The sequence below is a fragment of the Lentzea sp. NPDC054927 genome, from assembly GCF_053610285.1.
On the sequence record NZ_JBSGXZ010000007.1, the window covers coordinates 119055 to 139457 of the forward strand.

At 68.1% G+C, this 20403-nt stretch carries 21 protein-coding genes; 10 read left to right on the top strand and 11 right to left on the bottom strand.

Features of this window, described 5'->3' with window-relative positions:
- Positions 1-6 precede the first annotated feature (6 nt).
- Positions 7-423 carry a tautomerase family protein gene (locus ACWGE0_RS13800; RefSeq protein WP_452261396.1) on the bottom strand — a complete coding sequence of 139 codons (417 nt, stop codon included), beginning with the start codon at positions 421-423 and terminating at the stop codon, positions 7-9.
- A gap of 85 nt (positions 424-508) precedes the next feature.
- On the opposite strand from ACWGE0_RS13800, the gene ACWGE0_RS13805 reads away from it, so the two are divergent.
- Positions 509-1072 carry a TetR/AcrR family transcriptional regulator gene (locus tag ACWGE0_RS13805; RefSeq protein WP_452261251.1) on the top strand — a complete coding sequence of 188 codons (564 nt, stop codon included), beginning with the start codon at positions 509-511 and terminating at the stop codon, positions 1070-1072.
- Here the strand turns inward: ACWGE0_RS13805 and ACWGE0_RS13810 are convergent.
- Positions 1053-1379 carry a YnfA family protein gene (locus tag ACWGE0_RS13810; protein ID WP_452261252.1) on the bottom strand — a complete coding sequence of 109 codons (327 nt, stop codon included), beginning with the start codon at positions 1377-1379 and terminating at the stop codon, positions 1053-1055. The two genes, ACWGE0_RS13805 and ACWGE0_RS13810, sit on opposite strands and share 20 nt — an antisense overlap.
- A 31-nt stretch (positions 1380-1410) precedes the next feature.
- Between ACWGE0_RS13810 and ACWGE0_RS13815 the strand changes: the two genes are divergently transcribed.
- The 3 genes from ACWGE0_RS13815 to ACWGE0_RS13825 are packed head-to-tail and all read left to right on the top strand — an operon-like array spanning position 1411 to position 3470.
- Positions 1411-1764 carry a hypothetical protein gene (locus tag ACWGE0_RS13815; protein WP_452261253.1) on the top strand — a complete coding sequence of 118 codons (354 nt, stop codon included), beginning with the start codon at positions 1411-1413 and terminating at the stop codon, positions 1762-1764.
- Positions 1761-2198 carry a YbaB/EbfC family nucleoid-associated protein gene (locus tag ACWGE0_RS13820; RefSeq protein ID WP_452261254.1) on the top strand — a complete coding sequence of 146 codons (438 nt, stop codon included), beginning with the start codon at positions 1761-1763 and terminating at the stop codon, positions 2196-2198. Before ACWGE0_RS13815 ends, ACWGE0_RS13820 begins: the two co-directional genes overlap by 4 nt.
- A gap of 54 nt (positions 2199-2252) precedes the next feature.
- Positions 2253-3470, top strand: coding sequence for a primosomal protein (locus tag ACWGE0_RS13825; RefSeq protein ID WP_452261255.1), 1218 nt, complete (start codon positions 2253-2255; stop codon positions 3468-3470).
- A 53-nt stretch (positions 3471-3523) separates the two neighbouring features.
- Here ACWGE0_RS13825 and ACWGE0_RS13830 read toward each other — a convergent pair whose 3' ends face one another.
- A complete protein-coding gene (locus ACWGE0_RS13830; RefSeq protein ID WP_452261256.1) occupies positions 3524-3856 on the bottom strand; it encodes a hypothetical protein in 333 nt (110 codons plus the stop codon).
- A 129-nt stretch (positions 3857-3985) separates the two neighbouring features.
- The gene (locus tag ACWGE0_RS13835; protein ID WP_452261257.1) at positions 3986-5077 is read right to left on the bottom strand and encodes an adenosine deaminase; all 1092 of its coding nucleotides are present in this window, start codon (positions 5075-5077) and stop codon (positions 3986-3988) included.
- A gap of 335 nt (positions 5078-5412) precedes the next feature.
- Between ACWGE0_RS13835 and ACWGE0_RS13840 the strand changes: the two genes are divergently transcribed.
- Complete coding sequence (locus tag ACWGE0_RS13840; RefSeq protein WP_452261258.1) at positions 5413-6846, top strand: hypothetical protein; 1434 nt, start codon at positions 5413-5415, stop codon at positions 6844-6846.
- 189 nt (positions 6847-7035) lie between these two features.
- Positions 7036-8490: a serine/threonine-protein kinase gene (locus ACWGE0_RS13845; RefSeq protein ID WP_452261259.1), complete on the top strand. Its 1455-nt coding sequence runs from the start codon at positions 7036-7038 to the stop codon at positions 8488-8490.
- Here the strand turns inward: ACWGE0_RS13845 and ACWGE0_RS13850 are convergent.
- The 6 genes from ACWGE0_RS13850 to ACWGE0_RS13875 form a co-directional block, all read right to left on the bottom strand.
- Complete coding sequence (locus ACWGE0_RS13850) at positions 8487-9758, bottom strand: thymidine phosphorylase (RefSeq protein WP_452261260.1); 1272 nt, start codon at positions 9756-9758, stop codon at positions 8487-8489. The genes ACWGE0_RS13845 and ACWGE0_RS13850 overlap by 4 nt on opposite strands.
- A complete protein-coding gene (locus ACWGE0_RS13855) occupies positions 9755-10144 on the bottom strand; it encodes a cytidine deaminase (protein ID WP_452261261.1) in 390 nt (129 codons plus the stop codon). Before ACWGE0_RS13855 ends, ACWGE0_RS13850 begins: the two co-directional genes overlap by 4 nt.
- Positions 10137-11390 (bottom strand): ABC transporter permease, encoded by a 1254-nt coding sequence (locus tag ACWGE0_RS13860; RefSeq protein WP_319967527.1) that lies wholly within the window; start codon positions 11388-11390, stop codon positions 10137-10139. Before ACWGE0_RS13860 ends, ACWGE0_RS13855 begins: the two co-directional genes overlap by 8 nt.
- On the bottom strand, positions 11387-12463 hold the full coding sequence (locus ACWGE0_RS13865; RefSeq protein ID WP_452261262.1) for an ABC transporter permease: 1077 nt from the start codon (positions 12461-12463) through the stop codon (positions 11387-11389). Before ACWGE0_RS13865 ends, ACWGE0_RS13860 begins: the two co-directional genes overlap by 4 nt.
- Complete coding sequence (locus ACWGE0_RS13870; protein ID WP_452261263.1) at positions 12463-14043, bottom strand: ABC transporter ATP-binding protein; 1581 nt, start codon at positions 14041-14043, stop codon at positions 12463-12465. The genes ACWGE0_RS13865 and ACWGE0_RS13870 overlap by 1 nt, the downstream gene beginning before the upstream one ends.
- Positions 14044-14124: 81 nt before the next feature.
- Entirely contained in the window at positions 14125-15255 is a 1131-nt protein-coding gene (locus ACWGE0_RS13875; protein ID WP_452261397.1) for a BMP family lipoprotein, read from the bottom strand.
- Positions 15256-16003: 748 nt separating this feature from the next.
- Between ACWGE0_RS13875 and sdhC the strand changes: the two genes are divergently transcribed.
- From sdhC to ACWGE0_RS13895, 4 genes are read left to right on the top strand one after another with little or no spacing between them, the layout of a single operon-like run.
- The gene (gene sdhC / locus ACWGE0_RS13880) at positions 16004-16426 is read left to right on the top strand and encodes a succinate dehydrogenase, cytochrome b556 subunit (protein ID WP_093591546.1); all 423 of its coding nucleotides are present in this window, start codon (positions 16004-16006) and stop codon (positions 16424-16426) included.
- A 2-nt stretch (positions 16427-16428) separates the two neighbouring features.
- On the top strand, positions 16429-16836 hold the full coding sequence (locus tag ACWGE0_RS13885) for a succinate dehydrogenase hydrophobic membrane anchor subunit (RefSeq protein ID WP_045313181.1): 408 nt from the start codon (positions 16429-16431) through the stop codon (positions 16834-16836).
- 22 nt (positions 16837-16858) lie between these two features.
- Positions 16859-18613 (top strand): succinate dehydrogenase flavoprotein subunit, encoded by a 1755-nt coding sequence (gene sdhA, locus ACWGE0_RS13890; RefSeq protein ID WP_319967524.1) that lies wholly within the window; start codon positions 16859-16861, stop codon positions 18611-18613.
- Positions 18613-19395, top strand: a complete 783-nt coding sequence (locus ACWGE0_RS13895; protein WP_452261264.1) for a succinate dehydrogenase iron-sulfur subunit — start codon at positions 18613-18615, stop codon at positions 19393-19395. The genes sdhA and ACWGE0_RS13895 overlap by 1 nt, the downstream gene beginning before the upstream one ends.
- Before the next feature lie 54 nt (positions 19396-19449).
- Here ACWGE0_RS13895 and ACWGE0_RS13900 read toward each other — a convergent pair whose 3' ends face one another.
- A complete protein-coding gene (locus tag ACWGE0_RS13900) occupies positions 19450-20376 on the bottom strand; it encodes an Lrp/AsnC family transcriptional regulator (RefSeq protein ID WP_452261265.1) in 927 nt (308 codons plus the stop codon).
- Between the last annotated feature and the right edge of the window lie 27 nt (positions 20377-20403).

Consider the following 20403-nt stretch of genomic DNA (forward strand, 5'->3'; position numbering starts at 1 on the left):
GAACCACTAGCGAGCTGCCTGCGCCGCGGCCTTCAGCTCCGCGAACTTCACGATCTGCCCACCGGCACCCCAGGTCCCCTCCGGCTGCTCGTGGATCAGCACCCACACCCGCATGGCGTCACCCTCGCCCAGCCCGGCGGCCGCGAGCACCAGCGCCGTCGCGTCCTGCACCAGCCCCGCCTTGCGCCGGTCCGACAGCGCGCCCGCCGGCACCCGGACGTCCACCCGGAACCGCGGCGCGTCGTCCTCGGCGGTCGTCTGCGCACCCGCGGGCAGCTCGTGCAGGTAGGTCCAGGCCACCGAGCGGAAGAACTCGTTGTCCGGGGCGCCCTCCCACTTCAGCAGCAGCGTCGCCAGGTCCCGCTGCACGGACGCGCGCCCTGCCTCGGTCAGCGATCCGGCGGGGGCGGTCAGTTCGATCATCGGCACGGCGAGCTCCTCTATAACGACTGTAATAACCCACCAGCACGCTAGACTATGACAGTCGTTATAGCCAGTGAGGTGTCCGATGTCCCGAGAGCAGATCGTCGCCGGAGCCGCCGACATGATTCGGCGTCGCGGCCTCAACGCGACGAGCATCCGGGAGGTCGCCAAGCACGCGGGCACGCCGCTCGGGTCGACCTACCACTACTTCCCCGGCGGCAAGAACCAGCTCGCGACCGAGGCGGTGCGGTGGGCGGCGGACACCGTGCAGAAAGTGCTCGCGGCGAAACTCCGGAAGGGGCCGGTCGACGGGCTGAGGGCGTTCTTCGCGCTGTGGCGGCAGATCGTCACCGAGACCGGCTTCCAGGCCGGCTGTCCCGTGCTCGCGGTGTCCATCGAGGAGACCACGGACGGCGAAGCGCTCACCGCCGCGGCCGAGGCGTTCCGGACGTGGTCGGAGCAGCTCGAGAACGCACTGCAAGAGCACGGTGTCGCGAAGAAGCGGGCGAGGAGCCTCGCCCACCTGTGCGTCGCCGCCGCGGAGGGTGCCGTCGCGATGTGCCGGGCCCAGCGCAGCATCGAGCCGCTGGACGACGTGGCGAAGGAACTGACCGCGCTGCTGGAGTCCGCTATCGAGGCGCGTACATGATCACGCCCACACCTGCGAGGCACACCAGGGCGCCGATCACGTCGTAGCGGTCCGGGCGGAAGCCGTCGACGACCATGCCCCAGGCGAGCGAGCCGGCCACGAACACGCCGCCGTAGGCCGCCAGGATCCGGCCGAAGCTGGCGTCGGGTTGCAGGGTCGCGACGAAGCCGTAGATGCCCAGCGCGATCACGCCGCCGCCGATCCACAGCCAGCCGCGGTTCTCGCGCACGCCCTGCCAGACGAGCCAGGCGCCGCCGATCTCCATCAGGGCCGCGAGGACGAACAGCAGGACCGAACGCAGGATCATGCGGCACACTGTCGCACTAGGGGGTGATCACGTGGACGACGACGTCGAGCGCGCCGCGCGGAAGGTGCGCGATGTCGAGCAGGCGGTGTCCCAGCACGTCACGCGCAGTGGTCCCATCACGGGACGAGCGTCCTCACCGGACGGCGCGGTGACGGTGGTCGCCACGCCCGGTGGTCCGCCTCAGCAGATCGCGGTGAGCGCCGCGGCGCTGCGAATGGGGCCGCAGGGGCTGGCCGCGGAGATCATGCGCATCGCCGACAAGGCCCAGCGCACCGCCTCGACCCGGTTGCACCAGACGCTGGAACGGGTCGTCGACCCGCGGGAGCTGACGGAACTGGGGTTCGTGCGCGAGCAGGACGAGGACGACTTCGGGTGGCGGCGGTGAACGAAGAGCGGATGCAGGCCACCGAGCAGCTGCAGCGCGAACTCAAGGCCCTGACCGCGACGATCGAGCACCCGAACGGGCTGTGCACGGTGACGGCGTCGCCGAAGGGTGAGATCAAGGCCCTGCACCTGCACCCCGCGCTGCTCGGCCAGGGTCCGCGGGCGGTCGGCGACGTGGTCACCGAGACCGTGCGGCTCGCGACGAACGCGGCGGTGCAGACGAGCTTCAACCGGATGGCGCTGGCGCTGGGCGACGGAATGGCGATCGACGTCGAGTCGATCGCGGGCGACTCCCCCTTCCGGTCGACCTGGAGCCCTGTCGTGCCACCGAAATCCGCAGCTCCCGAGGCGCCTGCGGAGCGCAGGCCCAGGACGCCTATCCTCGACAACCCAGACGACGACGCTTTCTTCGAGAACCCCTTTGGGCGCCGGTGATCAGCACCGTTAGGCTCGCCCACGGCATCAGGCAGGCGTGACCGGGAGGTCAGGATGGCGCAGGACATCGTCCCAATCGAGCTGGGGCTGACGCAGGGTGACGTCGTCACCCTGTGGGCACCCCGCTGGCGCGAGAAGGGCGAGGAGTGGGAGGCGTTCCTCGGCGACGAGGAAGACCTGTTCGTCTTCCCCGACGCCGCGCACCTCGCCGCCTTCGTGCGCACCGCGGAAGAGCACGACCTGACCGATCACCCTGCGTGGCCGGTCGTGCCGTCGCTCGGCGTCGCGGACCTCTCGCCGGACGACAACCACCAGTTCGACCTCGTCGGTGTCCCCGAGCTCGTCGCGGAGGACCCCGACACCTGGACCATCGGTGAGCTCGCCGACGTGATCGCGATCGTGCGTGCGCTCGCGGACGTCTGCGACCTCGAAAAGGTCCACGAGGTGCTCGACTCTGCCGAGGGCTTCTCGCTGCTGCCGCAAGGCACGCTGCCGTTCAGCGGCCGCGACGGCGCGAAGCTGTGGGGCGAGCTGTCCGAGGTCGTCTCGGAGAAGTGGGACGAGGTCCTCGACGCGATCGACAGCGTGGTGAACACGCCGGAGGTCCCCGAGAAGGAACTCTCCGTCGCGCAGGAGGAGCTCACCGCGCTGGAGGAGGCGACCGCCGCGTCCGCCGCCGCCGACGCGGACTCCGAGGACTCCGACGAGGAGAAGGAAGCCCCCACCGGCTTCTGGGCCGACGCGGGCATCGACCCCATCAAGATCATCACGTCCGCCGGCGAGTTCTACACGCTGCGCTGCTACCTCGGCGACGACCCGGTGTTCCTGGGCCGCCGCGGCAAGATCGAGGTCTTCACCTCGGCGCGCGGCCTGAGCCGGTTCGTGGCCGAGAACGACGACCACGACCTCGCCGAGGTCGAGACGTGGAACGACGTCAAGGTCAAGGCCACCGCGGGTGAGCTCGAGGTCGACGTGGACGACGACAACGTCTACGTGCTGACCGGCATCGCCGAGGACATGGAGGAGGGCCCCGACTCCCTCGACCCGCAGCAGCTCGACCTCGCCGTCGAACTGTTCGAGGACGCGGGCGAGTGGGCCGACGACGAGTCCGTGAAGGACGCGCTGGCCTCGTCCGAGTCGCTGGGCTGGCTGGTGTCGTTCGTCGTGTCCCCGGACCCGACGCGACTCGCGCCGTCCGCCCCGTACGACGCCGAGGTGGCCGCGTTCCGCACGCTGCAGGCGACGTTCGAGGACCGGCTCAAGACCAACTGATCGCACGGAAAAGGGCCGCTCGCACTGTGCGAGCGGCCCTTTTCCGTTGATGTCTAACGAACTCGGTAGCTCACCGCACCGAACGGGAAGTTGCCCTGGTGCAGGCTGCCGAGCACGTAGTAGGTGTCGCCCGACTGGCCGGGCAGGCCCTTCTTGCAGTCCGCGTTGAAGAAGACGTCGATGTTCGCGGACGAGATGTTGATGCCGGAACGCACCGGGGACGCCAGGTTCACGCACTCGCCGTTCGCGAGGTCGACCGCGGACTTGGTGCCGGACAGGTTGGAACCGCTGTAGAGCGCGGCGTTCTCACCCGAGGCGCTCGCGGGCGACGCGAGCGCCATCGAGGCGAGAACAGCGAGTCCGCCGGCAATCAGTGCAGGGCGCATTTGACCACTCTTTCTGGGACGAAACCGTTGGGGTGACGGCAAATCCCAGCGTGCCAGCGCTACCTGTCGACCAGCTGTCGTTGACCGGTCAACCGGTGCCGGAACCAGAACCGGTCGGACCGGTCGCGATCACGGGGCGGTGAGCGCCGCGTAGCCCGGCTTGATCAGCTCGTTGATGATCGACAGCCGCTCGTCGAACCCGATGAACGCCGACTTCATGGCGTTGATCGTGAACCACTGCAGGTCCGCCCACCCGTAGCCGAACGTCTCCGCCAGCGCGGCGAACTCGCTGGACAGCGAGCAGTCGCTCATCAGGCGGTTGTCGGTGTTGACGGTGACGCGGAAGCGCAGCTTGGCGAGCAGGCCGATCGGGTGGTCGGCGAGGGTGGCCGCGGCGCCGGTCTGCAGGTTCGACGTCGGGGCCATCTCCAGCGGGATGCGGCGGTCGCGGACGTAGGCGGCCAGGCGTCCCAGCTGGACGGTGCCGTCGCCGGAGACCTTGATGTCGTCGACGATGCGCACGCCGTGGCCGAGGCGTTCGGCACCGCAGTGCTGGATCGCCTCCCAGATGGACGGCAGCCCGAACGCCTCACCGGCGTGGATGGTGAAGTGCGCGTTCTGCTGGCGCAGGTACTCGAACGTGTCGAGGCCCCTGGTGGGAGGGAAGCCCGCCTCGGGGCCCGCGATGTCGAAGCCGACGACGCCCAGGTCGCGGTAGCGAACGGCCAGCTCGGCGATGCGCAGCCAGCCCTCGTTCTGTCGCATGGCGCACAGCAGGGTGCCGACGCGGATCTTGCGGCCGGTCGCGGAGACGCGCTGCTCACCGAGGCGGAAGCCCTCCTGGACGGCCTCGACGACCTGCTCCAGGGAGAGGCCCTTCTCGGTGTTCAGCTCGGGCGCGTAGCGGATCTCGGCGTAGACGATCCCGTCGGCGGCCAGGTCTTCGACGGCCTCGGCGGCGACGCGGACGAGTGCGGCCTCGTCCTGCATTACTCCGCACGTGTGGGCAAAGCCTTCGAGGTAGCGCACGAGCGAGCCGGAGTTGGCGTTGTCGCGGAACCAGCCGCCCAGGACGCCCGCGTCGGTGGTGGGCAGGCCCTGGTAGCCGGAGGCATCGGCGAGTTCGATCACCGTCTGCGGGCGGAGGCCACCGTCGAGGTGGTCGTGCAGCAGGACCTTCGGCGCGCTGCGGATGGTCTCCAAAGTAAGCGGCGTGGACATTGCTACACGTTACTTCAGCCGACACGCCGCTTCAGTGCTGGCCAAAATGATCTTGTCGCCGATATGATCGTTTGTCGGTTCAACGTTGTTGCAGATCCGTGATCAGCAACTTTCTGCAACCAGATCGAGGCTTGAGTCACCCCAAGGTAGGAACATCATCGGTCGCTACTGCCTGCTTTCGACCAGTGACTTGGCGTTGAGAGTAATGGGGTAGCCTGATCGGGTCAGTTGCCCGTCCGCACCCGGCCGTTTCTTGGCGGGGGTGGTACAGACACGTCCTGTGACGCGGATAGGCTCCCGTGGTCTCCCCCTCCCCTGGACGAAGGCACTCAGCCGTGACAGAGAACAACAGCTCCACGATGTCCTTCGATCGGATGCGCAACATGCTCACGCGCGCCGCCGAGATCCGTGAGAGCGAGCAGCAGCAGATCTTCGACGCGCTGGACGAGATCCACGCCCGAATGTCGCCTCTGGAGTCGCTGGGTTCGGTCCGCAAGCGCCTGTCGGAGCTGCCGGACCGCACCGAGGTCAGCGTTCTCGCGGAGCGGCTCGACGAGGCTCTCGCCAAGCTGGAGGCCCAGGACAACGCCGTCGCCGACATCGGTCGCGCGGTCGACGCCCTGGTGGACAAGCTGGCCAAGCCCTTCGCCCAGCTGGACGGCCGTCTCGACGGTGTCGCCGGGCGTTTCGAGGGTGTCGCGGGCCGCATGGACGGTCTCGAGGACAAGCTCTCGAGCATCCACAAGCGCATCGACGACCTCGACGGCCACCTGGACAAGCAGGACGGCAAGGTCGACGCGATCCCCGCCGCCGTCACGAACCCGCTGCGCGAGCGCGTCGAGGCCCTCGAGGCCGCGCTGCGCGGTCGTCTCGACGAGGTCGACGAGGGCGTGCACGAGCACCTCGACGGCACCCGCGAGGCCCTGCAGAAGGTTCTCAACGACTCCTTCTCCAGCCTGCACGGCCGCGCCGACGAGTCCCGCGACTCGCTGGCCGCCGCCCGCGCCGAGCTGATCGCCGCGATCGCCGACAGCCGTGGGGAGCTGGCCGGCACGATCGCGGACAGCCGCGAGAAGCTGATCACCGCTGTCACCGACCGCCACAACCAGCTGTCCGGCGCGCTCGCCGAAACCCGCACCGAACTGTCCGGCGCCGTGGCGGAGACCCGCGGCGAGCTGGCGGGCGTCGTGGCGGAGACCCGCGACTCCCTCGCCGGCTCCCTGGCCGAGACCCGTTCCGAGCTGGTGTCCGCCGTCGCCGAAACCCAGAACACGGTCAACGGCAAGCTGGACGAGGCCCGCACCGCCCTGTACGCGGCGATCGAGCAGTCCCGCGACCAGGTCGACGCCGCCGACCGCCTCGAGGCACTGGCCGGCCGCCTGGAGCAGGTCACCTCGAAGCTCGACACGATGACCGACCGCCTGGACAAGGTCGAGGACGGCTTCGCGACCCGCATCTCCGAGCTCGGTGGAGCCGTGGACGCAAGCCTCGTCAAGGTCAGCGAGACCGTCTCGGCCCGCCCGGACGCCGACGCGCTGCAGTCCCTGGTCCGCAAGTCGAACCAGGAGTCCGAACTGCGCATCGGCGGCCAGCTGGACGAGGCCATGGCCACCTTCGCCGAGCTCATCCTCGGCGGCGGCTCGCCCACGCCTCCCCCGCCGCCCACCGCCCTGCCCCGCCCGCAGCGCCGCACCCGCAAGAACGGTGCCAAGCCCGTCAACGGCGGCAAGGACATGGACGACGACGACCTGACGGCCGAGGGCGCCTGATCGCCTGAGCCTCACCCATAGAACGGCCCCGGAGCTGCTGCTCCGGGGCCGTTCTGCTGCTGTGCTCCAGACCACACCGGACCGAGCGGTCGAACCGGCGGCCCGTGGCGCTCGTGACCACTTTGGGAGCGCTCACATCGCCGTCGTTATGCTCGCCGCAATCTGGGGGCGTCCAGAAGGGGATTGTCCGTGCAGCAACAGCGAGTCATCGCCAACCGCTACGCACTGGTCGCCGAGCTCGGCCGCGGTGCGATGGGCGTCGTGTGGCGTGCCCAGGACCAGCTGCTGGGTCGTGCGGTCGCGCTCAAGGAGCTGCATCCGCCGCAGGGCATGGCTGCCGAGGAACGCAACGTGCTCGAGGAGCGGATGCTGCGGGAGGCGCGTACTGCTGGTCGGCTGAACCATCCGGCGGTGGTGACGGTGCACGACATCATTCGTGAGGACGGGCGCACGTTCCTCGCGATGGAGCTCGTGGACGCGGCTGACCTGGCCACCATCGTTGAACGGCACGGGCCGCGTGATTCGGTGTGGATGGCCGGTGTGGCGTTGCAGGCGTTGGGGGCGTTGGACGCCGCGCATGCTGCCGGCATCGTGCATCGGGATGTGAAGCCCAGCAACATCATGGTGCGGCCGGACGGTACGGCGAAGCTCACCGACTTCGGCATCGCGCAGGCGATGGACGACCCACGGCTCACCCACAACGGCGGCATCGTCGGGTCGCCCGCGTACATGTCGCCGGACCGGCTGCAGGGCTGGGAGGCTTCGCCGGCGTCGGACCTGTGGGCGCTCGGGGTCACGATGGCGCACGCGGTCGAGGGCATCAGTCCGTTCGAGCGCACGTCCACCGCGTCCACGTTGCACGCGGTCATGAACGAGCCGCCGGTGTTGCGACGGGCTTCGCCTCAGCTGGCCGAGGTGATTCGCGGGCTGCTGACCGTGGATCCGAGGCAGCGCATGAACGCGGCTCAGGCGCGGGGGATGCTGGTCGCGATCGTTCAGGGCACGGCGCCGGTTCCCGTGCAGGCCAAGAAGAAGAACAACACGGTGGTCAAGGTCGCTGCCGTGGCGCTGGGTGCCGTGGTGCTCGCGGGGGCCGCGTTCGCCGGTTATGTGGCGTTCAAGCCGAAGGAGAACACGGCGAGCGGGCCTACCAGCAGCACGCCCACCTCGGAGAACTCCACCGAGTGGAGCACCGACACCAACCCGCTGCCGGCCGGTGCACCGTTGTTGTCGAGGCGGATCGCCACGTTCGGGCGTGGCGGCGACATTCCACAGTGGAATCTCACGGGTACGGAGTGCGCCAAGGACTTCCTCACGCAGGGGTCACCGGTGCCGGGCAGTGTGCCGTGCGACAAGCCGCACAGCATCCAGCTCTTCGCCGCCGCGACGCCGTTGTGGGACAAGCCGAAGGACACGGCTTACCCTGGCGTCGAGTACCTCGCCGACTTCACGAAGAAGTACTGCGCGGAACAGTTCCAGGCCACCGCGTCACGGTCCAAGGACGCGCTGGGCTTCACCGGGATCGTGCCGACGGAGCAGGAGTGGAAGGCGTACAACGACCCGACCACCCCTGGCCGTCAGGAGGTGTTGTGCGTGGTGTGGAAGCAGGACCGCGCGCCCCTGGCCGGGACGCTCGTGGGCTAGCCCCGGATGGTGTCGATCACCAGCGGACCGGCAGCCACCTCGCCGCCGACGGTGAAGGCACCTTCCAACGCCTGCAAGGCACCCTCGACGGCGTCTGGGGTGTCGGTGTACAGCTCGAGCAACGGCTGCCCGGCCTCCACGACGTCACCGGGCTTCGCGAGGCACATCACGCCTGCCCCGGCCTGCACCGGATCTTCCTTGCGGGCCCGGCCGGCGCCCAGCCGCCAGGCAGCCACCCCGACGCCGTAAGCGTCCAAAGTGGACAAAACACCGGACGCAGGCGCCTCGACCACGTGCTTGTGCGCCGCGACGGGCAGCGCGGCATCGGGATCGCCGCCCTGGGCCCGGATCATCCGAGCCCACACCTCGTAGGCCTCACCAGAGGCCAGCACGGCGGCCGGGTCGGCGGAAATCCCGGCCAGCGACAGCATTTCCGCGGCCAGCGCCACGGTCAGCTCGACGACATCGGCAGGCCCGCCACCGCGCAACACGTCCACGGACTCGGCGACCTCGACCGCGTTGCCGACCGCGCGCCCCAACGGCACCGACATGTCCGTCAGCAGAGCCGAGATCCGCACCCCGTGCTCAACACCGATGGCCACCAACGCCTCAGCGAGAGCACGAGCGGAAGCAAGGTCCTTCATGAAGGCCCCAGAACCGACCTTCACGTCCAGGACCAGCGACTCGGCCCCCTCCGCGATCTTCTTCGACATGATCGAAGAAGCGATCAGCGGAATGGCCTCGACGGTCCCGGTGACGTCCCGCAACGCGTAGAGCTTGCGGTCGGCCGGAGCAAGTCCTTCAGTGGCAGCACAAACCACGGCACCGACGTCGGAGAGCTGCGCCATGATCTCCGAAGTGGACAGTGCGGCCCGCCACCCGGGGATCGACTCCAGCTTGTCCAGCGTCCCGCCGGTGTGGCCGAGTCCACGCCCCGACAACTGCGGCACGGCAGCACCGCAGGCCGCGACCAGGGGCGCCAGCGGCAGCGTGATCTTGTCGCCGACGCCGCCGGTCGAGTGCTTGTCCACGGTCGGGCGGGAGACGTGCAACGACAACCGCTCGCCCGACGAGATCATCGCCTGCGTCCAGCGCGCGGTCTCGGCGGAAGTCATGCCGTTGAAGAAGATCGCCATCGCCAGCGCGGACATCTGCTCGTCCGCGACGGCACCGCGCGTGTAAGCGTCGATGACCCAGTCGATCTGCGCGTCCGACAGCACCCCACCGTCGCGCTTGGCCCGAATCACGTCCACAGCAGAGAAACTCACGGCAGGTCCTCCGGTCCGAACGCGTCCGGCAGCACTTCGGTCATCGGCAGCGGACCGCGCGGCGTGTCCACCAGCAACGAGCGCCCGCCCAGTTCATAAAGAACCTGACGGCACCGGCCACAAGGCATCAACAACTCGCCGGACCCACTCCGACAGGCAACGGCGACAAAGCGCCCACCACCCGTCAGCTGGAGTTGGCCCGCCATCGTGCATTCAGCGCAGAGCCCGACACCGTACGACGCGTTCTCGACGTTGCATCCGGTCACGATGCGGCCGTCGTCGCACAACGCCGCCGCACCGACCTGAAGCCCGGAGTACGGGCAGTGGGCGAACGACGCCGCTTCCACTGCCCGTGCCCTGAGCAGGTCCCAATCAACTTCAGCCACGTCGATAAACCAGACCATCAGCGGCCGGCATCCGCAACCGCTGCGACGCCACGGCCAGCACGGCTAGCGTCACCATGTGCGGCGCGTACGACACGAACTCGCCGGGGATCTCGTCGAGGCTGATGTACAGCAGGTACAGCAGCACGGCCACGACGATCGCCGCCGCCGCGGAGAACCACCTCTGCCGGATCAGCTGCCATACCACGATCACGGCGAGCAGGATCACCACGCCGTAGACCAGTGCCAGCACCGTGTCGCCACCGGAACGCAGCTGCAGGCCGTCCGCGTAACCGAACAGCGCCGCACCACCCAGCAGGCCACCCGGCCGCCAGTTGCCGAAGATCATCGCGGCCAGGCCGATGAAGCCGCGGCCGCCGGTCTGACCCTCCAGGTAGGACAGCTGACCGGGGTTGAGCACCAGCGCGGCGCCACCCAGGCCGGCGAGACCACCTGAGACGATCACGGCGACGTACTTGTGGAAGTACACCTTCACGCCCAGCGAGTCCGCGGCGTACGGGTTCTCGCCGACCGAACGCAGGCGCAGGCCGAAGCGGGTGCGCCAGAGCAGGTAGTACGAGAGCGGCACGAGCAGGATCGTCAGCATCGTCAACGGTGAGACACCGGTGACCAGGCCGCGCAGGATGCCCGCGACGTCGGAGATGAACAGGCGTTGCCCTGCCTCCAGCTCGCCGAGCCAGTCCGCAAGACCGCCCGCCGAGTACGTGTCGAACGGCGCGACCGGCGGTGACTGGCGCGGGTTGTGCGACAGCGGGAAGAACAGCAGCGTCGACAGGTACTTCGTGATGCCCGCGCCGAGCAGGTTGATCGCCACACCGGAGACGATGTGGTTGACGCCGAACGTCACCGTCGCGATCGCGTGCAGCAGACCGCCCAGCGCGCCGAACACCACTGCCGCGAACAGAGCGGCCCACGGACCCCACTGGTAGCCGGCCCACGCCGCACCCCAGGTGCCCATGATCATCATGCCTTCGAGGCCGATGTTGACCACGCCCGCACGTTCCGCCCACAGACCGCCGAGACCGGCGAGCAGGATCGGCAACGCCAGCCGCACCGCGGTCTGGGTCGTGCCGGACGACGTGAGCTGCGGGAACCCGGTCTGCATCGAGGTGATCGACAACAACGCGATCGCGCCCGCGACACCGATCATGCCGACGGCCCAGCCGGGGATCTTCCGCTTGCGCGGCGCCGCCGGGATGTGGGGCTTCTCTTCCAATGTCGAGATCACGCGACCACCTCCGGGACGGTTCCGAGCTCACGGCCGACGCGACGCTGTTCCGCGGCCAGTTCGAAGCGGCGCACCACCTCGTACGCGACGACGACCGACAGGACGATCGAGCCCTGCATGATGGTGACGATCTCCCTCGGCACCCCGACGTTGTCGAGCGCGAGACCCGACTTGTCGAGGAACGCCCAGAGCAGCGCGCCGAACGCGATGCCACCGGGGTGGTTGCGGCCGAGCAGCGCGATCGCGATGCCGGAGAAACCGATGCCCGCGGTGAAGTTCAGGCTGAACGTGTGGTCGCGGCCGAGCAGTTCCGGCAGCGAGATCAGGCCCGCGATGGCGCCCGAGAGCAGCATCGAGACCAGCACCATCTTCTTGGCGTTGACGCCACCGGCGGACGCGGCGGTCGAGGACTCGCCGGACGCGCGCAGCTCGAAGCCGAACCTGGTGCGGTTCATCATGATCCAGTAGCCGATGCCGAGCGCGATGGCGACGAAGAGGAAGCCGAACATCGTGCCGCCGCCACCGAACGAGATGCCGGGCATCCAGCCGCTCTCCGGGATCTCCGGCGTGCGGATGTTGTTGCCCCGCAGCTCACCGAAGATGTCCTGGCGGATCAGATAGGCGGACAGGCCGATCGCCAGGCCGTTCATCATGATCGTCGAGATGACCTCGTTGACGCCGCGGGTCACCTTCAGGATCGCGGGGATCGCGGCCCAGGCGGCACCGGCGATCGCGGCCACGATGATGATCACCAGCGTGTGGATGCCGGGCGGCAGCGCGACGGAGCCACCGACGACCGCGGCGATGACCGCCGCGACCCGGTACTGGCCCTCGACACCGATGTTGAACAGGTTCATCTGGAACCCGATCGCCACCGCCAGCGCCGCGATGTAGTAGATGCCCGTCGAGTTGATGATGTCGATGAAGGTCGTGCCCTTGCCGACCTGCGTCACCATCACACCGAACGCGCGGAGCGGGTTGGCGCCCGAGATGATCAGCGCCACGCCGCACAGCAGCATCGAGAAGACGATCGCCAACGCGGGCGGCAGGAGTTTGCCGCGCAGGTGTCCCATCAGTGCTCGCCTTCCTCAACGACAGCGGTCTCCTGGACCGCTGCGCTCGTGCTGCCCGCACCCGTCATCGCGCTGCCGAGGTCCTCGGGCGTGACGGTGTTCGGGTCGGCGTCGGCCACCAGGCGGCCGCGCAGCATGACCTTGATCGTGTCCGACAGGCCGATCAGCTCGTCCAGGTCGGCGGAGATCAGCAGCACGGCGAGACCGGCGGCGCGGGCGCGCTTGATCTCGTCCCAGATCAACGCCTGCGCGCCGACGTCGACACCGCGGGTCGGGTGCGAGGCGATCAGCAGCACCGGGTCGCCGGACAGTTCCCGGCCGACGACGAGTTTCTGCTGGTTACCACCGGAAAGCGCGGCCGCGAGCGCGTCGATGCCGGGCGTGCGGACGTCGAACTCGGTGATGATCCGCTCGGTGTCCTTCTTGGCGCCGTCCGTGTCGAGCCAGATGCCCTTCGCCGTCGGCTTGCGCGTCTGGTAGCCGAGAATCCGGTTGTACCAAAGGGGTTGCGTGAGCAGCAGGCCGTGCCGGTGACGGTCCTCGGGGATGTAGCCGATGCCCGCCTCGCGTCGTGCGAGCGTGCCCAGCTTGGTGAGGTCCTTGTCCTGCAACGTGATCGTGCCGCTGCCGGCCTTGCGCATGCCCATGATCGTCTCGACGAGCTCGGTCTGGCCGTTGCCCTCGACACCGGCGATGCCGACGACCTCGCCGGAACGGACGACCAGATCGACGTCGTCGAGGATCGGCCGCGAGCCGTCGGGGGTCATCAGGCGCAGGCCCTTGACGTCGAGCACGACCGTTTCGGTGACGGTGGACTCGCGGGTCTCCGGGCTGGGGAGCTCGCTGCCGACCATCATCTCGGCGAGCTGGCGCGACGACACGGTCTTCGGGTCCGCGCTGCCCACGGTGGTGCCGCGGCGGATGACCGTGACCGAGTCCGCGATCGCGCGGACCTCGTCGAGCTTGTGCGAGATGAACAGGAACGTGTAGCCCTGCTCCTGCATGCCGCGGACGGTGTCGAAGAGCTCGTTGACCTCCTGCGGCACGAGCACGGCGGTCGGCTCGTCCAGGATGATCACCTTGGCACCGCGGTAGAGCACCTTGAGGATCTCGACGCGCTGGCGGTCCGCGACACCGAGCTGCTCGACCAGCACACCGGGGTCGACGTTGAGCCCGGTCTTGCCGGACAGCTCGATGATGCGCCTGCGGGCCTTCTGGCCGATGCCGTGCATCGCCTCGGCGCCCAGGACCACGTTCTCCTGGACGGTGAGGTTGTCGGCGAGCATGAAGTGCTGGTGCACCATGCCGATACCGGCCTTGATGGCGTCCGCGGGGTTGCGGAACCGCATCTGCTCGCCGCCGACCTCGATGGTGCCCTCGTCCGGCGCCTGCATGCCGTAGAGGATCTTCATCAGGGTCGACTTGCCAGCACCGTTCTCACCGCAGAGCGCGTGCACCTCGCCGCGGCGGACGGTCAGGTGCACGTCGCTGTTGGCGACCACACCGGGGAATCGCTTGGTGATGCCTGTGAGCACCACAGCGGGGGGATCGTCCGTCCGTACGGACGTGGAACTGCTCATCGGCGAGTGCTCCTCCTACCACGCACCAGGCCCTGTGAGGGGCAAATCCTCACAGGGCCCGGAGTGCGTGCGGCTATCGGACTACGGCTTGTCCGCGACCTTGATCTTGCCCTCGATGATCTGGGCCTTGTAGCCCTCGAGGATTCCCTGCAGCTTGGCGTCGATCTTGCCACCCGACGTGGCGTAGCCGACACCGTCCACCTTGAGGTCGAAGACCTTCGGCAGCGACGCGAGGTCGTTCTTCGCGATCGCCTTGATGAAGTCGTAGACCGCGACGTCGACGCGCTTGAGCATCGACGAGACGATGACGTCCTTGGTGTCCGCGACGGTCGCCTGGTTGTACTGGTCGGAGTCGACACCGATCGCCAGCACGCCACCCTGCTTGGCGGCCGAGAAGATGCCCTTACCGGACGCACCAGCGGCCTGGTAGATGACGTCGGCGCCCTTGTCGATCTGGCCCTTCGCGGCTTCCTGGCCCTTCGGGGCGTCCTGGAAACCGGTGAAGTCACCAGCCGGAGTGATGTACTTCTTCTCGATCTCGATCTTCGGCGCGGCGGCCTTGGCACCCTGGAAGTAGCCGGCCTCGAACTTCTGGATCAGCGGGATCTCGACGCCGCCCACGAAGCCGACGTGGCACTTCTTGCTCTGGTACGCGGCGATGACGCCGGCCAGGAAGGAGCCCTCCTGCTCGGCGAACAGCAGCGGCGTGACGTTGGCAGCGCCCTCGACGGCGGAGTCGATCAGGCCGAACTTGACGGCCGGGAACTCCGCGGCGACGAGCTTCATCGACTCGGCGTAGGCGAAGCCGACACCGATGACCGGGTTGAAGCCCTCGGACGCCAGCTGGCGCAGACGGGTCTGCTTGGCGGCCTCGTCCTCGTTCGGGGCGGCGGAGAGCTCGCGCGTGTTCTCCTTCTTCACGCCCATGTCCGCGACGGCCTTGTCCAGACCGGCGGCGGCGGAGTCGTTGAACGACGCGTCGCCACGACCACCGATGTCATAGGCAAGACCGATCTTCAGCGCACTCGCGTCCACCTTGGCACCGTTCGCGGAGCTGGTGTTCGAGGTGGCAGGCGCGGAAGGAGGCGTAGCGAACTCGCAAGCGGCACCACTGCCGGTGTTCGAGTTGGTTCCGCCACCCGAGTCCTTCGCGCAGGCGGCCATAGTCATCACGCTGGTCAACGCGATCGCGGCGACCGCGACACCACGCATACGACGACGCACGGCTCGTCTCCTCCCTGAGGTTCCTCCCCAACGACGTTGTTGGGTCCTAGACGCGGCACCGTACCTCTTAGTAACCAACCCCGTTGCCCTCAGCACCTACAAAGACCCCTATCGGTTATGCATTCGACGCTTTGGCCGCACGAGTGGTGATCAATCGTGTTCGGCGCGTGGCGATACGTCCTCTTCGGTCGCTTCCGCGCAGTGATCGCCGTCCGAATGGAGCAGTCCGTGAACCAGCTCCGCGCGACGAGCCCAGCGCTCGATGGCCGACGACATCCCCGCCACCGGTCCACCCGCCGGTAGTTCCCTCCCCATGCGTCCAGGATCCAGCGCGCCGCTGCCGTGCCGCTGACTCCGGAATGTCAGCCGCATGACCGCCGCTGACCTGGGGTTCGACGTTCGACGAAATTTCTTCGACCGGACTTTGAACCGGTCGCGGTCATTTCGTCGTGTAGAGGGTGGCAAGTGCCCTTGCCGACGACGGCGGCCCGGACCAAGGCGGAGGTCCTGGCCGCCGTCCTGCGTTTCCCGGCTCCCAACGCCCTTTTTGTGGCGTGGACCGCATTTCAGAATCGATCAAGACCGCTTGGCCGATCGACAGCGTGTCTCATCGATCACAGAGCGGGTGCGCCTGCTGGGTCCGTTCCGACGTGCGGGACTAGGATTTTCCGGTCATGGTCGGCACGAGAAGAACTGTTCGCCGACCCACCACCACTGACGTTGGAGGCCGCGGCGCATGACCAGCGCAGGCGCACCCGAGCGGTCGGGCACCACCCGAGGGGGTGGGACGCTCTACCGCGGTGATCTGGGCATGTGGTCCTGGGTCGCCCACCGGATCACCGGTGTCCTCACGTTCTTCTTCCTCTTCACCCACGTTCTCGACACCGCACTCGTGCGGGTGTCACCGAACGCCTACGACGCGGTGATCGAGACCTACAAGAACCCGATCGTCAACCTCTTCGAGGTCGGCCTCGTCGGCGCGGTGCTCTACCACGCGCTGAACGGGATCCGGGTCATGCTGGTCGACTTCTGGGAGAAGGGCGCCAAGTACCAGCGGGTCATGCTCTGGACCGTGCTGGCCGTCTGGGTCGTCGTGATGATCCCCGGTTTCTACTTCATGATGGAGCGCACGATCTCCGACCTGGTTGGGGGTCACTGATCATGTCCCTCGCACTCGACAAGCCCCGTCAGCCGCGCCGCCCCGCGGCCCGTCGCAGCAACGGCGAGCTCTACAGCTGGCTGTTCATGCGCCTTTCCGGCCTGCTGCTCGTGGTCCTGGTCCTGGGCCACCTGTTCATCATGAACATCCTCGACGGCGGCGTCCACAAGATCAACTTTGGTTTCGTGGCCGGCCGCTGGGCGTCCCCGTTCTGGCAGTTCTGGGACCTCGCGATGCTCTGGCTCGCGCAGATCCACGGCGGCAACGGCGTGCGGACTGTCATCAACGACTACGCCCGCAAGGACTCCACCCGGTTCTGGTTGAAGATGCTGCTCTACGTCTCGATGGTGCTGATCGTCTCGCTCGGCACGTTCGTGATCTTCACCTTCGACCCGAACATCTCGAACTGACCCGCGCGGGGAGCCCACCACAATGCAGTTCCACAAGTACGACGTAGTCATCATCGGCGCTGGTGGTGCCGGAATGCGCGCGGCGATCGAGTCCGGCCAGCGCGCCCGCACCGCGGTGCTCACCAAGCTCTACCCCACGCGTTCGCACACCGGCGCGGCTCAGGGCGGCATGTGCGCCGCCCTCGCCAACGTCGAGGAGGACAACTGGGAGTGGCACACCTTCGACACGATCAAGGGCGGCGACTACCTGGTCGACCAGGACGCCGCCGAGATCATGGCGAAGGAGGCCATCGACGCCGTTCTCGACCTCGAGAAGATGGGCCTGCCGTTCAACCGCACGCCCGAGGGCAAGATCGACCAGCGCCGGTTCGGCGGGCACACGCGCAACCACGGTGAAGCCGCCGTGCGCCGCGCCTGCTACGCCGCTGACCGCACCGGTCACATGATCCTGCAGACGCTGTACCAGAACTGCGTCAAGCACGGCATCGAGTTCTTCAACGAGTTCTACGTCCTCGACATCTGCCTGACCGAGACGGAGAACGGCCCGGTCTGCACCGGCGCCGTCGCGTACGAGCTGGCGACCGGCGAGATCCACGTCTTCCAGGCCAAGTCCGTCGTGTTCGCGACCGGTGGTTTCGGCAAGGTCTTCAAGACCACGTCGAACGCCCACACGCTGACCGGCGACGGCATGGGCATCGTCTTCCGCAAGGGCCTGCCCCTGGAGGACATGGAGTTCTACCAGTTCCACCCGACCGGCCTCGCCGGTCTCGGCATCCTGCTGACCGAGGGTGCGCGAGGTGAGGGCGCGATCCTGCGCAACGCCTCGGGTGAACGGTTCATGGAGCGCTACGCCCCGACCATCAAGGACCTGGCGCCGCGCGACATCGTGGCCCGCTCGATGGCCCTCGAGGTGCTGGAAGGCCGTGGCGCCGGCCCGAACAAGGACTACGTGCTGCTCGACTGCACGCACCTCGGCGCCGAGGTGCTGGAGACGAAGCTGCCGGACATCACCGAGTTCGCCCGCACGTACCTCGCGGTCGACCCGGTCGTCGAGCCCGTCCCGGTGTACCCGACCGCGCACTACGCGATGGGTGGCATCCCGACGAACATCCACGGCGAAGTGCTGCGGGACAACGACAACGTCGTTCCCGGCCTCTACGCCGCGGGTGAGTGCGCGTGCGTCTCGGTGCACGGCGCGAACCGCCTGGGCACGAACTCGCTGCTGGACATCAACGTGTTCGGCCGCCGCGCGGGCATCGCCGCCGCGGAGTACGCGCTGTCGCGTGAGTCGCACGTCGACCTGCCGGAGAACCCGGCCGCGTCCGTCGAGGCGCAGGTCGCCCTGGCGTTGTCGGAGCACGGCCAGGAGCGCGTGGCGGACATCCGCACCGAGCTGCAGGCCACCATGGACGCCAACGCGTCCGTGTACCGCACCGAGGACACGTTGAAGAAGGCGCTGCACGACGTGCAGGCCCTGAAGGAGCGCTACGCGCACATTCAGGTGCAGGACAAGGGCAAGCGCTTCAACACGGACCTGCTGGAGGCCGTCGAACTCGGCTTCCTGCTGGAACTGGCCGAGGTGCTCGTGCACGGCGCGCTCGAGCGCAAGGAGTCCCGCGGCGGTCACGCCCGCGAGGACTACCCGAACCGCGACGACACGAACTTCATGCGCCACAGCATGTTCTACAAGCAGGGCGACGGTCTGACCGCGGACATCCGGATGGACTACAAGCCCGTCACCTTTACCCGGTACAAGCCGATGGAGCGCAAGTACTGATGACCGCCACCACCGAAACTACTGCTGGCTCGCGCGGCTCCCAGCCGCCGGTTCCGGACGGCGCTGTCACGGTCACCGTCAAGATCCGCCGGTTCAACCCGGAGTTCGACGACGAACCGCGCTGGGACTCGTTCGACATCCCGGCACTCCCGTCGGACCGCGTGCTGAACCTGCTCCACCACATCAAGTGGTACGTGGACGGCACGCTGACGTTCCGCCGCTCCTGCGCACACGGCATCTGCGGCTCGGACGCCATGCGCATCAACGGCGTGAACCGCCTGGCGTGCAAGGTCCTGCTGAAGGACCTGCTGGAAAAGGGCGACAAGCACACCACGATCACCATCGAGCCCATCAAGGGCCTGCCGGTGAACAAGGACCTGCTCGTCAACATGGAGCCCTTCTTCGAGGCGTTCCGCGCGGTCAAGCCGTACCTCGTGACCTACGGCAACGAGCCGACGCGTGAGCGCATCCAGTCGGTCGCCGACCGCGAGCGCTTCGACGACACCACGAAGTGCATCCTGTGCGCCTGCTGCACGACGTCCTGCCCGGTCTACTGGGCGGAGGGCTCGTACTTCGGCCCGGCGGCGATCGTGAACGCGCACCGGTTCATCTTCGACTCGCGGGACGAGGGCGCTGAGGAGCGGCTCGACATCCTCAACGACATCGACGGCGTGTGGCGGTGCCGGACCACGTTCAACTGCACCGACGCCTGCCCGCGTGGCATCCAGGTCACCAAGGCGATCCAGGAAGTGAAGCGCGCGCTGCTGTTCAAGCGCGTCTGATCGTTCGCTGTCTCGAGGCGCCGCGTCCCCGTCGGGGGCGCGGCGCCTTCGCGTTCAACGGGCTCGTTTCACGGTGTGGATGACCGGCGCGGTCTCCATCCGATCGATGCCCTCGATCGTGGCGACCCGTTCGGTCAGGTACGTGTAGAGCGCGTCGGTGTCGCGGCAGACGACCTTCGCGAGCACGTTCGCCGGGCCGGTCGTGATCGCCGCCAGCGCGACTTCCGGTTGCCGCGCAAGGGCTTCCGCGACGGTCACGAGCCGGTTGGGCCGCACCGACATCCACAGGACCGCCATCGCCGTGAAGCCGAGCGCGACCGGGTCCACGTCGACGTCGAAGTAGAGAATCCCGGCGGCACGCAGGTGGTTGACCCGGCGGCGCACGGTCGGCTCGGACCACCCGGTGACCGTGGCGAGGTCGGCGAACGTCGTGCGGCCGTCCTGGCGCAGCGCGGCCAGCAGGCGTTCGTCCACTTCGGACTCTGCGGGCTCGAACGACGGCGTGAGCCGGGCGACCTGTTCTGCCGTGAGCACGCTCGCCCGGCCGCTCCAGCCGACCGGACCACCGACGAACGAGCGCAGCAGGCAGTGCGCGGACACCGACACGACCTTCGACGTCTTCGGCAGCTGTTGCAGCAGCAGGGCTTCCGGCGCGTTGGCGGCCCGGACGACGCAGGAGATCTCGGTGCCGCCCGAGGTGAGCTGCACCCACGACGTGTCCGGCCGCTGTGCCAGCGCCTGAGCCACCTTCAGGGCCGCGTCCGGGGTGCAGCCCAGCCGGAGGAACCACTCCACCTGTCCTGCCTTGCGGGCGTCGATCATTCCGACCACTCGCAGCGCGCCGCTCTCCTGCAGCTTCCGGTAGCGCCTGGCCACTGTCTGCGGTGATGTGCCGAGCACCGTCGCGACGTGGCTGAACTGGACGCGGCCGTCGATGTGCAGCGCGTGCAGGACCGCTCGGTCAAGATCGTCGAGTGTCACATTTCCGATGGTAGAGCCGCTCTGTTG

Bases quoted from the DNA above. Each gene is read 5' to 3' on its own strand.
- ACWGE0_RS13800 (WP_452261396.1), bottom strand. From the start codon at position 423: ATGATCGAACTGACCGCCCCCGCCGGATCGCTGACCGAGGCAGGGCGC.
- ACWGE0_RS13805 (WP_452261251.1), top strand. From the start codon at position 509: ATGTCCCGAGAGCAGATCGTCGCCGGAGCCGCCGACATGATTCGGCGT.
- ACWGE0_RS13810 (WP_452261252.1), bottom strand. From the start codon at position 1,379: ATGATCCTGCGTTCGGTCCTGCTGTTCGTCCTCGCGGCCCTGATGGAG.
- ACWGE0_RS13825 (WP_452261255.1), top strand. From the start codon at position 2,253: ATGGCGCAGGACATCGTCCCAATCGAGCTGGGGCTGACGCAGGGTGAC.
- ACWGE0_RS13830 (WP_452261256.1), bottom strand. From the start codon at position 3,856: ATGCGCCCTGCACTGATTGCCGGCGGACTCGCTGTTCTCGCCTCGATG.
- ACWGE0_RS13835 (WP_452261257.1), bottom strand. From the start codon at position 5,077: ATGTCCACGCCGCTTACTTTGGAGACCATCCGCAGCGCGCCGAAGGTC.
- ACWGE0_RS13865 (WP_452261262.1), bottom strand. From the start codon at position 12,463: ATGGGACACCTGCGCGGCAAACTCCTGCCGCCCGCGTTGGCGATCGTC.
- ACWGE0_RS13870 (WP_452261263.1), bottom strand. From the start codon at position 14,043: ATGAGCAGTTCCACGTCCGTACGGACGGACGATCCCCCCGCTGTGGTG.
- ACWGE0_RS13875 (WP_452261397.1), bottom strand. From the start codon at position 15,255: ATGCGTGGTGTCGCGGTCGCCGCGATCGCGTTGACCAGCGTGATGACT.
- sdhC (WP_093591546.1), top strand. From the start codon at position 16,004: ATGACCAGCGCAGGCGCACCCGAGCGGTCGGGCACCACCCGAGGGGGT.
- ACWGE0_RS13885 (WP_045313181.1), top strand. From the start codon at position 16,429: ATGTCCCTCGCACTCGACAAGCCCCGTCAGCCGCGCCGCCCCGCGGCC.
- sdhA (WP_319967524.1), top strand. From the start codon at position 16,859: ATGCAGTTCCACAAGTACGACGTAGTCATCATCGGCGCTGGTGGTGCC.
- ACWGE0_RS13895 (WP_452261264.1), top strand. From the start codon at position 18,613: ATGACCGCCACCACCGAAACTACTGCTGGCTCGCGCGGCTCCCAGCCG.